The organism is Gemmobacter nectariphilus DSM 15620 (assembly GCF_000429765.1).
Classification (GTDB): Bacteria; Pseudomonadota; Alphaproteobacteria; order Rhodobacterales; family Rhodobacteraceae; genus Wagnerdoeblera; species Wagnerdoeblera nectariphila.
Genome location: NZ_AUCM01000017.1, coordinates 37882 through 55018, shown reverse-complemented (window position 1 = coordinate 55018; position 17137 = coordinate 37882). Strand labels below are relative to the sequence as shown.

Sequence of the window (17137 nt, the reverse complement as noted above, 5' to 3'; positions counted from 1 at the left end):
AGTACCCCTCCATCGCCCCGGCCTGGCGCCGCGCCTGGGCCGAGGTGATCCCGTTCTATGCCTTCACCGCCGCGATCCGGAAGATCATCTATACCACCAACGCCGTGGAGTCGCTGAACCGAGTGCTGCGGAAGACGCTGAAGACCAAGGGCTCCTTCCCGACCGAGGAGGCCGCAACCAAGCTGATCTTCCTCGCCATCCGCAACTTCGAAAAGGGTGGCCGCGCGGTCCGGGAATGGGTTGCGGCCCGCAATCAGCTGGCCATAATGTTCGCCGGGCGCTTCGACGCCTGAACGTATCTGAAAACCGCATGGGCCAGATCAGATACACAGAATTTCAGACACTCCCGTTCCTGGAGGTTTAGTACCGGTCGTTGATCCTCCGCCAACAGAAGAGCCTGCCGAGCCCGAAACCGATACCAGACCTCTGGATTCCCCATGAGCCGCATTGGCCCTTGCTGTGCATAGCGGAACGCCTCTGCGTTTTCGTACCACCCGACAAGGCAGAGAGCGTTATCCGCAGGGCGACGCGCGAGCCAATAGACCGTGACACCCTCGATACTTTCAGCGTCGGCATAGTCCTCACGGACATCGGCAAGACGTTCGATGCTCATGTTGACTGCCATGAAAGGGACATATCCATAGAAGAAACCATTCCTCGATCCGGACCTCAGGAAATTCTGAAAATCGTGAGAGATTCCCTCATAATTTTGTCGTGTGAAAAATGGCTCGTCAGCACTCTGATAGAACGGACGCCATGATATCAACGCTGCAATTGGGTAGGGCATGCAAATACTCCGCTTAGCCGATCAACGTCCCAACAGTGGATCAGGACAGAATTGCTGACTTCACCTCGACGTTATCCCCCCACCTCGCCAGATACCAAGCCATTTCCTGCCGTCCTCCGGCGCGGAACCGCACGACCAGCGATCCGTCCGAAAGGCGCTCGGTTTCCTGCCGCGGATGGAACACATAACTCGCGGCCTCGTCCGCGACTTCGGGCAGAAAGCGCCATTCGACGTCCTGCGGCTCTTCGCGCCAGATGCCAAAGCTTTCGGCCAGCCAGTCCTGCAGATCGAAGTCCTCGGGGCGCTCGAACACCTCGTCCTCGAGGTCGATCCGCTCGAACCCGGCCAGCGCGAACAGGCGCAGGTCGTCCTGGTATTCGCTCCAGGCCAGCAGATATTGCCGCCCTTCACCGAACAGCATGGCAATGGGGCCAAGGCGTGTGTTGCGCGAGAGCTTGCCGGAACCACGGGCACGATGGTCGGCCGAGATCATCACCCCGGCAAGGATGGCATTGCGCAGCTTGCGCAGGATTTCGGGATCGATGCGTTCGCGCGGGCCGGGGCGGAAGGCGACGCCATCCGCCATCAGTTGCGCTTCGAGATCGGCAGCGATGCGACGGCGGCGGTCCTCTCGAAACATCGCCTGCACCTTGGACAGCAGGCCTGCCAGCGTTTCTGCGGTGTCGAGGTCGCCCTCGCGCCGCGCGATGCTGGCGGCGCGGTGCCCGGCTGTCAGTTCGTCGACGGTGGGTTCCACCATCTTTCCCAGCGTGCCGGTTGGAAAGCGCCAGTATTTCTGGCCGTTCAGGCCCGGACGCTCCTCAAGTTGGGGAAAGGCGCGCAGCACGGCGTCGCGCATCCGCTCGGCCGTGCGCCGGGAGACGCCGAAGGTCTGTTCGATGTCGGCGATCGACACGCCTTCGGCCGAGCCCTGCATCATCACGGCCAGCCGCAGCAGATCCTCCTGACGGGAATAGCGCATGATGCCTCCTTTGCCCCTCGCTGCGACTTTGGCCGCTGCGAACGCGCTCGGTCAACGGCCAAAGCCGATGGGCCGGGCAGCGCCTTCCTTCGCCGCGGACTCGCGCCGCAGTTCGGTCAGGATCGTCGCGGTGTCGTCCTGACCAAGGGCACGGATCCGGCGGGCGACATTGGCGAAGTCGCCCGGGGCCAGACGCTCCAGCGCCGCGACGCCTGTCGGAACCGGCGCCGCGAAATGCGCGGCCCAGGCAAGCGGCAGCTGATCCGGGCGCAGCCAGTCGAACCGGATGCGGAAGGTGAAGCGCCGCTGCGTGGCCGGGTCGAGGTGTTCCGCCAGGTTGGTGGTGCAGACGAAGGGGAGCGGATGGCTCTCCATCCAGGTCAGCATCTCGTTGACCTGGCTCACCTCCCACTGACGGAAAGCGTTGCGCCGGTCGGCAAGCAGGCTGTCGGCCTCGTCGAAGATCAGTAGCGCCCCCTCGGCCCGAGCATCCGCAAAGGCGCGGGCAATCGCCTTTTCGGTGCCGCCGACCCACATCGACAGCAAGTCCGAGGCCCGCTTCTCGATGACCGGTAGGCCCAGTTGCCGCGCGAGGTGACGCGCCCATGCGCTCTTGCCCGTCCCGGCCGGGCCGTCGAGGCAGAAGGACAGCCGCAGCGGTTTGGGTGTCGTGGCCAGCCGCGCTTCCAGCAGGGTCAGGCTGGTATCGGTGTTGGCCAGTGCCGGAACCCACGGGGCCTTGGAGTGGTGGCGGGGCGGCGGCGCGACACCGCCATTGGTCACCTTGGCCGACGCCCCGAGAACCTGCTCGAAGGTGTCGATCCCGCCGCCGCAGGCCCGCGCGACCCGCATCGCGTCTGCCACCAGCGCCGGTGGCTGATCGTGGGATTCCGCGAGCGACGTGATCGCCGCGGCATCTTCGATTGCCACATGCCGATCCGCCAGGCGCTGCCAGATCCGTTTGCGGATTGGCCCTGCGGGCGGGCGCATCTCGGCCGAGAAGGCCATCCTGCGCAGAAAGGCCGGATCGCAGGTCTCGATCGAATTGGTCGTCCAGAGGGTCGGGACCGGATTGGTTTCCAGGAGCCGGTTGGCAAAGACTTTCGACGTCCGCTCCGGCCGGAAGAAGGGAAGAACGGGCCGACCTCCAAACAAATCTTCCATTTCATCCAGCAGCAGGACGGTGTCACGCCTCGACGCCAGCATCCGACCCGCGATGCCCAGTTCGGCCAGTCGCTCGCCCCGCGACGGTTCTTCGCCGCTGTCGTCCGCCTCGCCGACCGCGCGCAGGCTGGCGCCAAGTTCACGGGCCAGAACCTTGCAGAATTCGGTCTTGCCCGTCCCCGGCGGCCCGTAGAGCAGGATGTTCACCCCGCGCGTACCCTCGGCGAGGGCCTTCTGCAGGAGCTTGCGCATGATGGCTGCACTGTCGCCCAGCCCCGTGAAGTCGCCCCATTCCGCTTCGGGCGGCGGTGCGGGCGGGAACAGGAGCGCGACGAGTTCTTCGATGTTGCCGAAGTCGGCCATCAGCGCACCGGCGAGGCGATCCGATACCGTGTAGGGGATCGACTGGCGCGACCAGTTGCGCCCGTCGTTCTGCAAGAGCCCCGAAGTCCGCAGCCGACCATCTGGCCGAAGCGCCGCACGGACGGCAGTGTGATCGGCACCGGCGAACTGGGCGATCAGGAACGGCAGCGTCACGTCCTGCGTCTGGAGTGCCCGGTCGACCACATGCTCGAACATGTCGAAGCTGCGATAGCTGGCGAAGAACTCGAGGATCCGCGCCTCCACGTCGGTCAGGCCGAAGTGCTGCCCGAGGCGCGCCGCGTTGATCCGGACGAGGTTTTCCTCGCGTGGATCATCACCGCCACGCAGCTCCTCCAGAAGACCGCGTACTCTCCCCCACCAGGCCGCCCCTGGCCGGGTTCGCGGCCGTTCCGGGCATTCGACGTCGGTCAGGTATTCGATCCAGCCCGGCACCTCCTTGGCCACCTTGCTGCCGGGGCCGAAGCGATCGGCGAGGACCGCGACGAGTTCGAGTGCGAGATGTTTTTCCGTGGTCATCTTCTCTCTCCGTTGATGAAGAGAGGATGCAGTACGCGCACGTCAGAAACGGACGTATCGAACGGCGAAGCCCGGTGATGCCTGCCAATGCGGGCTTATGCGCGCCGTTGCGGTTTTTCTGGTGTCGTGTTGATGTAGCGTTGATGTAAACAGCAAACGACAAAAGCCGAGCGTTATGCTCGGCTATGAAGTCTTTGATCTTACGTGATTTTTTGGTTGCGGGGGCAGGATTTGAACACTATTTCGCGATGGCCCGGACAACCATTCCATCCCGCTCCACACGAACCCGTTGAGCCGCAATAGCACCACGAAAATCAGCTACGCGCACTGCTCCGCCGGATCCAGTCCGGGATTGCGCGGCAGCAACCCTCTGCCCTCCCATCAGGCTCCAAGCAGTTCCACACCCGGAAGCCGGGCTGCCTTCTGATCGAAAGTCACCAGATGCCGCGCTCCTATGCGCCGTGCCGCCGCTGCAATCATCAGATCGGCGAAACCGAAGCCCTGGTCGCGATAGGCATATAACGCCGTGCCGATATCATCGCTCGCTTCCAGTTCCAGTTCGGCCGCAGACAGAAGCCCCTCCAGCGCAGCAGCAATCTCGGCGCGGCTATAGCGATAGGCGCGCTCCAGCACCCAAACCAGTTCAACCACGACCTCCCGGCAGATAAAGCCAGGGCTTTCGATGGTCAGCTCAGCAAACAGGCGGGATGCTGCGGCACCTTGCTTCGGATCGTCCTGTGTCAGGAACCGGACCAGCACATTGGTGTCAATGGCGATCACACCCCACGCCCCTCGTCCGCTCCTGCTTCGGCAGTGACCTCCTCCATCGTCGCGAGCGTGACAGGATCAGACCCCCGCCGACGCAGCAGGCCCTCCAGATCGTTGACCGGTCGCGATTTCAACAGCCGCACCTCACCGTTCAGGATCACATACCGCACCCGATCACCCGGATGCAGCCCCAGGACCGCCCGTATATCGCGTGGCAGTGTTGTCTGACCTTTCGAGGTCACTGTCGATTCGTGCATGTCGAATCCTTACGTTTCAGAACATTTCCTTACTATAGTCGAGCCACGCACCTCCCGCAATGAACCAAACCCACACGACGCGCCCTCACCCATCACTGCGACATCGTCAAAACCGGCAACGAGAGTTGGCGCTTCAAGACCCGTGAATGACCGAGAACCCGCTGGCCCGATACGGCTGCGCTGTGTGAGGGCTACACCGCATCGGGCCAGCTACCCGGGCGCTCCAAGGGGGTCATTTTTGGATGCCGATAGGGGGTCACGATTGGCTGCCGATTGACACAACGGACAACTCAATGAGGTTTCGGATGTCTGTCACGCATCTCAACCAGGCCGAGCTGGCAGCTCGATGGAAGATAAGCCCGCGCACGCTGGAGCGCTGGCGTTGGACCGGTGAGGGCCCCGCCTTCATCAAGATCGGCGGCCGTGTCGTGTACCGGCTCGAGGATGTCGAGGCCTACGAGGCCAACCGGCACTGCTCGAGCACGGCCGACAAGCCCACCGTGAAGCTGGCGTGAGGGGGTGGCCATGACGATCCCCAACCGCATCCCCCTCGACGATCTGTCCTCCATGTCGATCGACGAGATCATTGCCCTTTCCGGTGAGCAACTGGCGCTCGCTGAAGACGAAGCCTGTGAGCGGCTGCGCGCCGCCAAGACCCTTTACGACTGGATCGTCGGGGCCATCGCGCTGAAGTACGGCGACGACGCGCTGGAGGCGCGCCGCGCGGAGGGCAAGGACACCGGTACGGTCAGGCTGCAGGACGGCCCGGTCACGGTGGTCGCGGAGCTGCCCAAGCGCGTCGACTGGGACCAGGCGATGCTCGCCGGTCTGGTCGAGCGCATCCGGGCCGATGGCGCCGATCCCACCGAGTACGTCGACATCGCGTTCAGCGTCCCCGAGCGGAAGTACACCGCCTGGCCCACGGACATCCGCCAGGAGTTCGAGCCCGCGCGCACGGTCCGGACGGCCAAGCCCAAGTTCCGGCTGCTGCTCGGCGAGGAGGTGCGCTGATGGCCATCTCGCTCGCATCCCTGCGCACCTCGACGGTGCTGAGCCCGCCGCGCGTGCTGATCCACGGCGTCGCCGGCATCGGCAAATCCACCTTCGCCGCGTCCGCCGACGCGCCGGTGTTCGTCCTCACCGAGGACGGTCTCGGCAAGCTCCAGGTGCCGCATTTCCCGCTGGCGACGAGCTACGCGGAGGTCGCCGAGGCGCTCGACGCCCTGCTCGACGAGGACCACCCCTATTCGACGGTGGTCGTCGACAGCGTGGACTGGCTGGAGCCGCTGATCTGGGCCGAGGCCTGCCGGCGCAACGGCTGGCAGTCGATCGAAAGCCCCGGCTTCGGCAAGGGCTACGCCGAGGCGCTGAACATCTGGCGCGAATACATCGACAGGCTGAACGCGCTCCGCGACCGCAAGGGCATGGCGGTCATCCAGATCGCCCACACCGACATCAAGCGCTTCGACAGCCCCGAGCACGAACCCTACGACCGGTACGTGATCAAGCTGCAGGCCCGCGCCTCCGCGCTGCTGCAGGAGCACTCGGACGTGGTGCTCTTCGCCAACTACCGGATCTCGGTCAGCAAGTCCGACGTCGGCTTCAACAAGAAGGTGACCCGGGCGCTCGGGTCCGGCGCGCGCGTGATGCACACCGAGGAGCGCCCCGCCTTCCTCGCCAAGAACCGCTACGGCCTGCCGGAAACGCTCCCGCTCGAGTGGTCGGAGTTCCTGGCCGCCATGCCCCAATCCGCCTGATTACGACTGAAAGGACAGCACGATGGCACGTTTCGACACCGCCTTTGACGCCGCCGGCATCGAGCCCACCACCGCCTACGAGATCCTGCCCGCGGGCAAGTACCGCGCCCAGATCGTCGAGAGCGAGATGCGCGTCACGAAGAACGGCATGGGGAAGTATCTCTGGCTGATGCTCGACATCCTCGAGGGGCCGCAGCAGGGCCGCAAGGTCTTCGACCAGCTGAACCTGGTGAACGCCAACCCGACCACGGTCGAGATCGCGCAGCGCACGCTGTCGGCGATCTGCCACGCCACGGGCAAACTGCAGGTGAACGACAGCGAGGAGCTGCACCTGATCCCGATGACGATCCAGGTCGGCGTGAAGCCCCCGAAGGACGGCTACGGCGAGCGTAACACGATCCGCTACCTGGTGCCGGAGGCCCCGGCGCAGGCGACCCCGCCGAAGCCCGCCGCCGCGCAGCCGGCTAGCGCGCCCGCGCAGTCGGCGCCCGCCCGCCCGGCCACCGCACCCTGGAACCGCAAGAGCTGACGCCCTCGGCCGCCGCAGGCTGAGACTCGGCTTGCGGCCAGGACATCGCCAGACCCGAGAGACCGACCATGACCAACATCACCGACGCGGCCTGCGTGGCCGCGAACGCCCCCGGCTTGCCCGACGACACCCGGCGCCTGATCGAGATCGAGGACGCCATCGCGAAGATCCGCACGCAGATCGCGACCGCGGATCTGGCGCGGCAGCGGACGGCCAAGCCGATCGACCCCGACTGGTTTCACCGCGCGCGCACGGCGCTGCGCCATCTCAATCGCGAGCGCGCCGAGATCGTCGCCCGTCAGGGCGGCCGCCGCCGGCGCGAACGGCTGAAGGACATGATCGTCGCCGTTCTGCGCGAACGCCATGACAGCGCCGCCTGGACCGCGGTGCTGGCGGAGGCGCGGGCGCGGCTCGAGCGGGATGAGGCATGCTGATGGCCGAGCTCCCCGAACCCCCGACGCCGACCCTGTCCGCGATCTACGCCTCGTTCGAGGCGCAGCAGGGCGACGGCTTTCGCGACCACCTCGGCGCCTCGCTGATCGGCAAGTCCTGCGCCCGCGCGCTCTGGTATGATTTCCGTTGGGCGACGCCCGCGCGGCACACCGGCCGCATCCTGCGGCTGTTCGAGACCGGCCAGCTGGAGGAGTCCCGGCTCGTCCGCGATCTGCGCGCCACCGGCGCCACGGTGCTGGAGGTCGATCCCGAGACCGGGCGGCAGTTCCGCGTCGAGGCCCATGGCGGTCACTTCGGCGGCTCGCTCGACGCCGTTGCACTCGGCCTGCTGGAAGCGCCGAAGACCTGGCACGTCGTCGAGTTCAAGACGCATTCCGCGAAGAGCTTCGCCGAGCTGATCGCCAAGGGCGTCGTGCTCGCCAAGCCCCAGCACGCCGCGCAGATGCAGGTGTACATGCACCTGACCGGCATCACGCGGGCGCTGTACGTCGCGGTCTGCAAGGACACCGACGCGCTGCACATCGAGCGCGTCCCGGCCGACCCCGAGATGGGCGAGCGCCTGCTGGAAAAGGCGCGGCGGATCATCTTCGCCCAGCATCCGCCCGAGCGGATCAGCGCGGATCCCGCCTGGTTCGAGTGCCGGTTCTGCGACCACCACGGGCTCTGCCACGGCGAGGACGCCGCGACCGTCACCTGCCGGACCTGCCTGCATTCCACGCCCATCGAAGGCGGCTGGCACTGCGCGCGCCACGACCGGTTGCTCGACCCTGCCGACCAGCGCCGCGCGTGCCCCCGGCACCTGTTCATCCCCGATCTCGTCCCCGGCGAGGTGAGCGACTCAGGCGAGGACTTCGTCTCCTACCGCATGCGCGACGGCTCGGCCTGGACCAACGACGCCCGCGAAGAGGAGGCCGCCGCATGCTGACCTTGCGCCCCTACCAGCAGGCCGCGATCACCTCGATCTACGGCTATTTCGAGAAGGAGAGCGGCAACCCGCTCGTCGTGATCCCCACGGCCGGCGGCAAGAGCCTCGTCATGGCCGCCTTCATCGACGGCGTGCTCAAGGCCTGGCCCGACCAGCGCGTGCTTGTCCTCACCCATGTCCGCGAGCTGATCGCGCAGAACCATGCCGAGATGCTGGGGCTCTGGCCCGAGGCGCCGGCGGGCATCTACTCGGCCGGGCTCGGCCGCCGCGACGCGCGGGCCCGGATCCTCTTCGCCGGCATCCAGTCGATCCATGACAAGGCGACGCGCATCGGCCATGCCGATCTGGTGCTGATCGACGAGGCCCATCTGATCCCCGGGCGGTCGAACACCATGTATCGCCGCTTTCTCAATGACCTGCAGGCGATCAACCCCGCGCTCAAGGTGATCGGTCTGACGGCGACGCCCTTCCGGCTCGACAGCGGCATGCTGCACGAGGGCGAGAACGCGCTCTTCACCGACATCGCCTACGAGGTGTCCGTCCGCGACCTGATCGATCAGGGTTATCTCTCCCCGCTCATCTCCAAGCAGACGAAGACCCGGCTCGACGTGACGGGCGTGGGATCGCGCGGCGGCGAGTTCATCGCGCGCGACCTCGAGGACGCGGTCGACCACGACGCCATCACGCGCGCGGCCGTGGCCGAGGTGTTCGCCCATGGCGAGACGCGCCGGTCCTGGCTCGCCTTCTGTTCCGGCGTGCGCCACGCCACCCATGTCGCCGAGGAGTTCCGCCGCCGCGAGGTGAGCTGCGCCACCATCTTCGGCAAGACCCCGAAGGACGAGCGCGACCGGATCATCGCCGCCTTCAAGCGCGGCGAGATCAGGGCGCTGGCCTCGATGGGCGTGCTGACGACGGGCTTCAACGCGCCGGCCGTGGACCTGATCGCCATGCTGCGGCCCACCAAGTCGGCCGGGCTCTACGTCCAGATGGCCGGTCGGGGCACACGGCTCGCCGAGGGCAAGGAGAACTGCCTCGTTCTCGATTTCGCGGGGAATGTCCGTCGGCATGGCCCCATCGATCTGGTGCGGCCGAAGCGGCCGGGCGGTCCGGGCGACGGGCCGCCGCCCACCAAGATCTGCCCCGAATGCGGGACCATCGTGGCCATCGCCGCGCTCGAATGCCCCGGCTGCGGCTTCGAGTTCCCGGGTCGCGAGGTGAAGCTCGAGCCGACCGCCTCGACGCTGGAGGTGCTGTCGACCGGCAAGCCGCAATGGGTCGGCGTCACCGACGTCACCTACAGCCGCCATGAGAAGCGCGGCGGGCGGGTCTCGCTCAAGGTCACCTACCGCTGCGGTCTCGCCTTCCACACGGAATGGGTCTGCTTCGAGCACGACGGCTATCCGCGCCGGAAGGCCGCGAGCTGGTGGCGCGAGCGGGCGCCCGAGCTGGACGTGCCCGCGTCCGTCGATGAGGCCCTCATCCTGGCGGACCGGCTGCGCCGCCCCACCGAGATCGCCGTCCGCCCCGCGGGCCGCTTCACCGAAATCACCGCCTACAGGTTCGCCCCATGCCTTACAGCCGTGCCGGGCTCTGCGCCGTCTGCCATCGAGAGCCCCGCGGCTGGGGCTGGTTCGACGCCCGCTTCCGCGTCTCCGACCCGCGGCGCGATACGAGCCGCAGAGACCTCTGCAGCCGGGTTTGCCAGGACATCTGCCACCGGAGGTCGGGCATGATCGATCCGACCCCCAATGAGACGGCGGCCATGGTCGAGGGCGGAAAGGCCGGCGGCGCCTATCTCGACAGCCTCGGCCGGACTGATCTCGCCCAACTCAGCGAGGAGGAGTGGGACACCTTCGTCGAGGTGATCGTCACCGGCTACTGCGACCACCTGCGTGACCTGGCGGCGAAGGACCGTGCACGACTCGACGGCATGATCCCGGAGGTGCCCTTCTGATGGCGGACACCTCGTGGATGGCGCGCGTCGGCGCGCGCCTCGTGACCAACGGCTACGCCATCCTGCCGATCGCGCCCGGCACCAAGAAACCCGGCCAATTCGCCCGCGCGGGCTGGCACGACTACCCGCAGTGGAATCGGCATGCGAGCCGCGCCACGACCGAGCTCGAGGTCGCGACCTGGTCCAGCTGGCCCGACTGCGGCGTCGGGATCGTCGGCGGTGCGGTCGCAGCACTCGACATCGACATCGCCGAGGATGGCGACCTGGCGCTCCGCATCGAGCGTCTCGCCCGCGAACAGCTGGGCGATACGCCGGCGCTCAGGATCGGAAAGCCGCCGAAGCGGCTGCTGGTCTATCGCACGCGAGAGCCCTTCGCCGGGATCCGGCGCGCGCCGCTCGAGATGCTCTGCCTCGGACAGCAGTTCGTGGCCTATGCCGAGCACCCCGACACCGGCCAGCCCTATGCCTGGCCGGACGAGGGGCTCGCTGATCTCGACATCGAGAGCCTGCCCGAAATCGACGCCGACCGGGCTGCGGCTTTTCTCGACGAGGCGCTGGCGCTGATCCCGCCCCAGATGCGCCCGAAGAACCTCGGCGCGAAGGGCGCAAACGGGGCCGGGCATCCGTGTCTGCCGGCCCACGCACAGGCCGGCACGCTGGCCGCGATCCGGAGCGCGCTCGCGTGGTTGCCGAACGCCGAGCTCGACTACGACAGCTGGATGCGCATCGGCATGGCGCTGAAGGGCGCGCTGGGCGAGGAGGGCGCGACGCTCTTCGCCGACTGGTCGGCGCAGGCGGCCAAGAACGAGCCGGCCGCGACGGCGAAGGCTTGGGCGAGCTTCAAGCCCGCGCGGATCGGCGCCGGCACGATCTATCACCTCGCCATGGAAAGGGGCTGGCGTCCCGACCCCGACCTCCTGCTTGACGGCAGTCAGAAGGTTTGCGCGGGCGACGAGCATCCCGCAGCCGGCCTCCTCGCGCGGCTCGCCCAGCCCGAAGCCCCGATGCCGATCCTCGCGCCTGTGCCGTCCTTCACGCTGACGATCCCAGGCGGGCTCGTGGGCGATCTCGCGCGCTACATGATCGACACGGCGCGCAGACCGCAGCCGCTTCTCGCGGTGGGCGCGAGCCTCTGCGCCCTCGGCGCGCTGATGGGGCGTCGCTACCGCACGACGACCGACCTGCGCACGAACCTCTACATCGTCGGCATCGCGGACAGCGGGTCGGGCAAGAACCACGCCCGCGAGGTCGTCAACGAGCTGTTCTTCGCGGCGGGGCTGGCGCACCACCTGGGCGGCAACAAGATCGCCTCGGGCGCGGGGCTCCTGACCGCGCTCCACCGTCAGCCGGCGATCCTGTTCCAGATCGACGAGTTCGGGATGTTCCTCTCGGCGGCTGCCGACCGCAAGCGCAGCCCGCGCCACATCACTGAGATCCTCGACAACATGACCGAGCTCTACACTGCGGCCAGCGGGATCTTCCTCGGCGCGGAATACGCCAACCGGGACGGCTCAAACGAGCGGCGCGACATCGTGCAGCCCTGCCTCTGCGTCTACGGCACGACGACGCCACTGCATTTTTGGGGGGCGCTGCAGGGCGCCAACGTGGTGGACGGCTCGCTTGCCCGGCTCATCATCCTGCCGAGTGAGGAGGACTATCCGGACGAGAACCGTAGCGCCGGGCTCCGAAGATCGCCCCGGCCGCTGATCGAGGGGCTGCAGCGCCTCGCTGAAGGCGGGGGCCGGGCCAGCGGCAACCTCGCCGGCCGGACCTCCGGCCCCGAGACCGCTGTCGATCCGATGACCGTGCCGATGGACGACGAGGCGCAGCGTCGCTTCGACGCGCTCCGCGACGAGATCACCGCCGAGCTCAGGGCCGCGGCCGGCACATTTCAGACGCCAATCCTCGCCCGGATCGCAGAAAACGCGGCCAAGGTCGCGCTCGTCCTGGCCGTGGGGCGGGATGCGGTCCATCCCGTCATCCGGCTCGAGGATGCTGTCTGGGCGATCAATTTCGTGCGCCATTTCGCCCGGCGCACCATCGACGCCGTCGAGCGCCATGTCGCCGACACCGAGACCGAGGCGCATCTGAAGCGGGTGCGCGAGATCATCCGCAAGGCCGGGTCGGCAGGCGTCACCAAGTCCGAGCTGACCCGCGCCTCGCAATGGCTCCGGGCGCGCGACCGCGATGACATCCTGCTCACGCTGGTCGAGAGCGGTGACATCGTCACGGTGGAGCAGGAGACCGGGGGTCGGAAGGCCATGCGCTTCCGGGCGCTGCGGTGAGGGCCGGGACGATGCTTCCTTCAACGGCCTCCATCCTTCATTTGAAGGAAGTACCCGCCCAAGCCTACGTCCTGGAACGGAAATCCGGCGCGGCGGACTTCTTTCAATATTTCACGCAGAGACCGTCGCGCGCGTGGATGGGGAGCGACGCCACACACATACCCCATGAAGTAACTGAAATATTGAAAGAAGAGATTTATCCTCATTCTGCCAATGGCTTGCGTCCCCACTTCCTTCAAGCGGACGGGGTGAAGCCATTGAAGGAAGCGCCGGGCGCTCCCGGCAACGACAACCTGACCCTGACCAGACCTCGCGATCCCGGCCCGGGCGCGCGTGCTGCCCTCACCAGGCAGCCGTGCCGCCCCGGCCTCTCACTCGAAGAGGAAGTCGTCATGGACCGCTCCCCACACATCGCCCCGGTGCCTCTCACGGCTGCCGGCAGTCTCAACCGCTGCATTCTCGCGCTGGATCTCGGCACCAGCACCGGCTGGGCATTGCGCGCGCCGGACGGGCTGCTCACCAGCGGAACTGCGAGCTTCAGGCCCGGCCGCTATGACGGCGGCGGCATGCGCTACCTGCGCTTCACCAACTGGCTCACCGAGATCGATCGCCTCTCGGGGCCGGTCGCCGCGATCTGGTTCGAAGAGGTGCGCCGCCACGCCGGAACCGATGCGGCCCATGTCTATGGCGGGCTGATGGCCACGCTCACGTCATGGGCGGAACTGCGGGGCGTGCCCTATGCCGGCGTCCCTGTCGGCACGATCAAGCGCCACGCCACGGGCAAGGGCAACGCGCCGAAGGAGGCGATGATCGCGTCCGCGCGGGCGCGCGGCTTCAGCCCCGCCGACGACAACGAGGCCGACGCCATCGGGCTCCTGCTCTGGGCGATCGACACGAACGGGGGTGTCGCATGAGGTGGCACCCCAAGGGCTACGGCGGCCATCGCCGGGATCCGGACCAGGTGAAACGCGAAGGCTGGCGCGAGCAGGGCCTGCTCGCCGTCTCGCTCGAGGACGCGCGTCTGACCTGGCCGGAGCGGGAACTCGTCCGACAGCTGGGCGAAAAGCTCTACGGGCCGCGCCCCTCCGACGAGGGAGGGCGCCATGGATAAGTGGACCCCGTCCCTCGTCGAGGCCCGTCTCGCTGAGGCGGCCTTCGTGCTCAAGCGCCTGCCCGAGCCGCGACGGCAGGGCTACTTCAGCACATGGCCCGAGATCGTCCACAGCTTCGCCGACAAGGTGGGCCAGGAGCCGAAGCCCATGCGGGTGCTGCCCTCGCCGCAGGCGATCAGCCGGATGGAGGAGACGCTGACCTGGACCGCCTGCCTCGACCCCGTTGATGGCAAGATCGTCTGGATGCGCGCCCATGGCGAGCGGTGGAAGACCATCTGCTGGACGGTCGGACTGCAACGCTCGGCCGCCAACCAGCACTGGCTTTACGGGCTCTGCGTCATCTCGCTGAAGCTCAACCGGCGTCGGTTCAATCGCAACCTGTCGAGGCGGAAGGTAATCGAGCTGGCCGGTGGCGCGTAACTCTGCGCCACAGAGGGGAAGGTGTGCGGCGGACAGTTTTCGACGGGACAGAAAACCGGTTCAGGGGCTAGGTTCGGGATAAGCTCGGGAGAGGCGCGCGCGGCGCGGTCCCGAACGAAACCATCCTTTCGTTGGCAGGTCTGTTGGAAAAGGAAAGGCGCTGATCCTTTCCTTGCGGGCCGCTGTCCGTCCCCGCCAAACCCCTCAGCCGACTTCGCGGTTCCTTCTGCGCGACATTCGTATGCTGGCGGGCGAAGCGCGGGATATCGCCAGCGACAGGGCCGGATTTTTGGGAAGCCACCCGAAAGCCGGAGCCACCCGCGCGCCGCGCAAACACCAATGAACGCTGGCCTTCCGAGCGGACACCGCTGGTAGCCGCTGGACCCCGTGTGGAGTCCGGCCCGGCATCCGGAGTCCGGAAAGCACCGGCATCCACCCGACCGAGGGACCTTGCCTGCCATGACGCTGAGCTTTGCCCCGGAGGCGATCGAGATGTGGCCGCTGTCGCGCCTCCAGCCCTACGCGAAGAACGCGAAGGCGCATGGCGCCGACCAGGTCGCGAAGATCGCCGCCAGCATGGCCGAGTTCGGCTGGACAGTGCCCTGTCTCGTCGCAGAAGACGGCGAACTGATCGCGGGCCACGGCCGGGTCCTGGCCGCGACGCAGCTGGGATTGACCGAGGCGCCGGTGATCGTGCTGGGTCACCTCGCCGAGGCGCAACGGCGGGCGTACCGCATCGCGGACAACAAGCTGACCGAACTCGGCACCTGGGACGAGGCGCTGCTGTCGGCGGAACTGAACGACCTGCTGGCCGAGGATTTCGATCTGTCGCTGGTCGGCTTTTCTGACGGCGAGTTGGACAAGCTCTTGGCCTTCGTGCCGGAGGGGGACGGTGAAGAAGGTGGCGCCGGAGGCTCCGTGCCGCCGGTGACCATCCCCGAACCGCCGCGTAACCCGGCCTCGCGGACCGGCGATCTCTGGATCCTCGGCGACCACCGGCTGCTCTGCGGCGACAGCACCAGCGCTGCCGATGTGCGCCGCCTGATGAACGGCGAGCGGGCGATCCTGTTCGCGACCGACCCGCCATACCTCGTCGACTACGACGGCTCGAACCACCCGACGCGCAACAAGGATTGGTCTGCGTCCTACGGCACGACCTGGGACGACAGTTCTCAGGGTGCGGAGCTCTACGACGGTTTCATCGCCGCCGCCGTGGCCGAGGCCATCACCGAGGACGCCGCCTGGTACTGCTGGCACGCCTCGCGCCGCCAGGCGATGCTGGAGGCCTGCTGGGAAAAGGCGGGCGCCTTCGTTCATCAGCAGATCATCTGGGTGAAGGACCGGGGCGTGCTGACCCGGTCGCATTACCTCTGGAAGCACGAGCCCTGCTTCATGGGCTGGCGCCGCCCAAACCGCCCGCCGAAGGTGGCCGAGCAGACGCTGCCTTCCACCTGGGAGATGCCGTCCTTCGCCAAGGACGACCGACCCGACCACCCGACGCCGAAACCGCTTGACGCCTTCGGCATCCCGATGCGTCAGCACGTCGCGCGCGGTGGGCTTTGCTACGAGCCGTTCTCGGGGTCCGGCTCGCAGATCATGGCGGGCGAAGCCAACGGCCGCCGCGTCTTCGCGATGGAGATCAGCCCGGCCTACGTCGATGTCGCCGTGGAACGTTGGCAGGCCGAGACCGGGATCGCTGCGATCCTCGATGGTGACGGACGGACCTTCGCCGAGGTGAAGGCCGAGCGGTTAGGAACAGCGCGAGCAGACGGCTAGACGTCTACCGGCGCTGCCAGATGAATAGTCAGCTCCGCGCAAGCCGGCGCGCCTGGGCCCGCATGTTCATGCGCCAGCGATAATCGCTCGGCGTACTAGGAAAGATCAGAAGACCCTTCGTGGTGTGCATGGCGAGGTGGCGGCTGCGGTGTTCGACGCACGCAACGTCAAGCCCGGCCTGTTCGCAAAGACGAAGGCATTCACGCTTGTACTTAGACATCGCCGTCCTCCTCGTCCTCTACGATATCACCAGCCTTCTTGGTCGGTTCGATCGACAGGAGATCGTCCAGGTCCAGGTTCTTGGTCGCTTCCTTGCGCTCGCGCTCGAGTTCAAGAAGCTTGTCGTGAGCGAAGGTGCGAGCGCGTTCCAAGCCGATCTCATCCTTAAGCTCCTGAATCCACGCACTGTCCTCCGGATCCATGGATTCGAGCTCATGATCGATCAGATGCTCGGTTTCACCCAAGAGTTCCCAGGCGCGAATACCGCCAGCAAACACCAAGGCTGCCTTCTTCGTCGGGATATCCCGAGCCAGAACCTCGCCAATGGTCACGCCGGCTTCATCAACCTTGAACCGCACGATCGAGTAGCGGTCGCCATCCTTGACCACCTTGGGACGAGTAGCGTCGCGCTTGGCGTCCTTGAGCTGCCGAAAATACTTGTTGGAGTAGTAGGCAGCCAACGTGGCGCGCTTGGCATAGTCCGGAAATGAACCGCTCTTCATCCAGCCGGCGACGGTGGACTCGCCAACACCCAGAAACTCGCCGAAAGCCTTCTGGCTGAGAAAGCCCTCCCGAACGAACTGGATCATCTCCTGCCCTCCAAGGGCCTCATCGGCGATCTTTGCGATTGCGCGGTATGAGCTGCCGGGCGCTTCGTCATCCGAACCCGCCATAAGCTCCTTGTGCTCTTCAAACCACTTCACAGGCCGATCCTCCAAGATTTTCGAAGTTTGATGCCACATGACTTCGTCTGGCGAACCCTATATGCGCCCGGGCTTCGATGTTGTCAAGGCCCGGCCTTCCGATTTCCGAAGTGCGGCGGGGAAGCGCTTCGTTTTCTGTCTGCTG

The 17137-nt window shown here is 66.7% G+C and carries 20 protein-coding genes; 14 read left to right on the top strand and 6 right to left on the bottom strand.

Features of this window, described 5'->3' with window-relative positions; translation table 11 throughout:
* A partial coding sequence (locus G481_RS0115620) for a transposase (RefSeq protein ID WP_028030867.1) occupies nucleotides 1–293 on the top strand: 293 nt, incomplete at its 5' end.
* Here the strand turns inward: G481_RS0115620 and G481_RS25995 are convergent.
* From G481_RS25995 to G481_RS0115600, 5 genes are all read right to left on the bottom strand, one after another.
* On the bottom strand, nucleotides 254–613 hold the full coding sequence (locus G481_RS25995; RefSeq protein ID WP_161630532.1) for a hypothetical protein: 360 nt from the start codon (nucleotides 611–613) through the stop codon (nucleotides 254–256). The genes G481_RS0115620 and G481_RS25995 overlap by 40 nt on opposite strands.
* A gap of 214 nt (nucleotides 614–827) precedes the next feature.
* Nucleotides 828–1769: a helix-turn-helix transcriptional regulator gene (locus G481_RS24065; protein ID WP_051294574.1), complete on the bottom strand. Its 942-nt coding sequence runs from the start codon at nucleotides 1767–1769 to the stop codon at nucleotides 828–830.
* 51 nt (nucleotides 1770–1820) lie between these two features.
* On the bottom strand, nucleotides 1821–3833 hold the full coding sequence (locus G481_RS24060; protein WP_051294573.1) for an ATP-binding protein: 2013 nt from the start codon (nucleotides 3831–3833) through the stop codon (nucleotides 1821–1823).
* Between the two features lie 381 nt (nucleotides 3834–4214).
* Nucleotides 4215–4613, bottom strand: coding sequence for a type II toxin-antitoxin system VapC family toxin (locus G481_RS0115605; protein WP_028030866.1), 399 nt, complete (start codon nucleotides 4611–4613; stop codon nucleotides 4215–4217).
* Nucleotides 4610–4858, bottom strand: coding sequence for an AbrB/MazE/SpoVT family DNA-binding domain-containing protein (locus tag G481_RS0115600; RefSeq protein WP_028030865.1), 249 nt, complete (start codon nucleotides 4856–4858; stop codon nucleotides 4610–4612). Before G481_RS0115600 ends, G481_RS0115605 begins: the two co-directional genes overlap by 4 nt.
* A 305-nt stretch (nucleotides 4859–5163) precedes the next feature.
* Here G481_RS0115600 and G481_RS0115595 point away from each other — a divergent pair, with 305 nt between their 5' ends.
* The 13 genes from G481_RS0115595 to G481_RS0115535 all read left to right on the top strand — a co-directional run bounded on the left by G481_RS0115595 (nucleotide 5164) and on the right by G481_RS0115535 (nucleotide 16069).
* Nucleotides 5164–5373 carry a helix-turn-helix transcriptional regulator gene (locus tag G481_RS0115595; protein WP_028030864.1) on the top strand — a complete coding sequence of 70 codons (210 nt, stop codon included), beginning with the start codon at nucleotides 5164–5166 and terminating at the stop codon, nucleotides 5371–5373.
* Between the two features lie 10 nt (nucleotides 5374–5383).
* Nucleotides 5384–5869: a hypothetical protein gene (locus tag G481_RS0115590; RefSeq protein ID WP_028030863.1), complete on the top strand. Its 486-nt coding sequence runs from the start codon at nucleotides 5384–5386 to the stop codon at nucleotides 5867–5869.
* Nucleotides 5869–6615, top strand: coding sequence for an ATP-binding protein (locus G481_RS0115585; RefSeq protein ID WP_028030862.1), 747 nt, complete (start codon nucleotides 5869–5871; stop codon nucleotides 6613–6615). The genes G481_RS0115590 and G481_RS0115585 overlap by 1 nt, the downstream gene beginning before the upstream one ends.
* A 22-nt stretch (nucleotides 6616–6637) precedes the next feature.
* A complete protein-coding gene (locus G481_RS0115580; protein ID WP_028030861.1) occupies nucleotides 6638–7144 on the top strand; it encodes a DUF669 domain-containing protein in 507 nt (168 codons plus the stop codon).
* A gap of 68 nt (nucleotides 7145–7212) precedes the next feature.
* The gene (locus G481_RS0115575; protein ID WP_028030860.1) at nucleotides 7213–7578 is read left to right on the top strand and encodes a hypothetical protein; all 366 of its coding nucleotides are present in this window, start codon (nucleotides 7213–7215) and stop codon (nucleotides 7576–7578) included.
* On the top strand, nucleotides 7572–8522 hold the full coding sequence (locus G481_RS0115570) for a PD-(D/E)XK nuclease family protein (RefSeq protein ID WP_211235217.1): 951 nt from the start codon (nucleotides 7572–7574) through the stop codon (nucleotides 8520–8522). The genes G481_RS0115575 and G481_RS0115570 overlap by 7 nt, the downstream gene beginning before the upstream one ends.
* Nucleotides 8516–10255, top strand: coding sequence for a DEAD/DEAH box helicase (locus G481_RS24055; RefSeq protein ID WP_084450975.1), 1740 nt, complete (start codon nucleotides 8516–8518; stop codon nucleotides 10253–10255). Before G481_RS0115570 ends, G481_RS24055 begins: the two co-directional genes overlap by 7 nt.
* The gene (locus G481_RS0115560; protein ID WP_028030858.1) at nucleotides 10252–10476 is read left to right on the top strand and encodes a DUF6511 domain-containing protein; all 225 of its coding nucleotides are present in this window, start codon (nucleotides 10252–10254) and stop codon (nucleotides 10474–10476) included. The genes G481_RS24055 and G481_RS0115560 overlap by 4 nt, the downstream gene beginning before the upstream one ends.
* Nucleotides 10476–12761 carry a PriCT-2 domain-containing protein gene (locus tag G481_RS0115555; protein ID WP_028030857.1) on the top strand — a complete coding sequence of 762 codons (2286 nt, stop codon included), beginning with the start codon at nucleotides 10476–10478 and terminating at the stop codon, nucleotides 12759–12761. Before G481_RS0115560 ends, G481_RS0115555 begins: the two co-directional genes overlap by 1 nt.
* Before the next feature lie 11 nt (nucleotides 12762–12772).
* A complete protein-coding gene (locus G481_RS26995) occupies nucleotides 12773–13675 on the top strand; it encodes a hypothetical protein (protein WP_425402471.1) in 903 nt (300 codons plus the stop codon).
* Entirely contained in the window at nucleotides 13672–13872 is a 201-nt protein-coding gene (locus tag G481_RS0115545; protein ID WP_028030855.1) for a hypothetical protein, read from the top strand. Before G481_RS26995 ends, G481_RS0115545 begins: the two co-directional genes overlap by 4 nt.
* Complete coding sequence (locus G481_RS0115540) at nucleotides 13865–14293, top strand: DUF6362 family protein (protein ID WP_028030854.1); 429 nt, start codon at nucleotides 13865–13867, stop codon at nucleotides 14291–14293. The genes G481_RS0115545 and G481_RS0115540 overlap by 8 nt, the downstream gene beginning before the upstream one ends.
* 459 nt (nucleotides 14294–14752) lie before the next feature.
* Nucleotides 14753–16069: a site-specific DNA-methyltransferase gene (locus G481_RS0115535; RefSeq protein ID WP_028030853.1), complete on the top strand. Its 1317-nt coding sequence runs from the start codon at nucleotides 14753–14755 to the stop codon at nucleotides 16067–16069.
* A gap of 212 nt (nucleotides 16070–16281) precedes the next feature.
* On the opposite strand, the gene G481_RS0115525 is transcribed toward G481_RS0115535, so the two are convergent.
* On the bottom strand, nucleotides 16282–16992 hold the full coding sequence (locus G481_RS0115525) for a hypothetical protein (RefSeq protein ID WP_154664637.1): 711 nt from the start codon (nucleotides 16990–16992) through the stop codon (nucleotides 16282–16284).
* Nucleotides 16993–17137 lie beyond the last annotated feature (145 nt).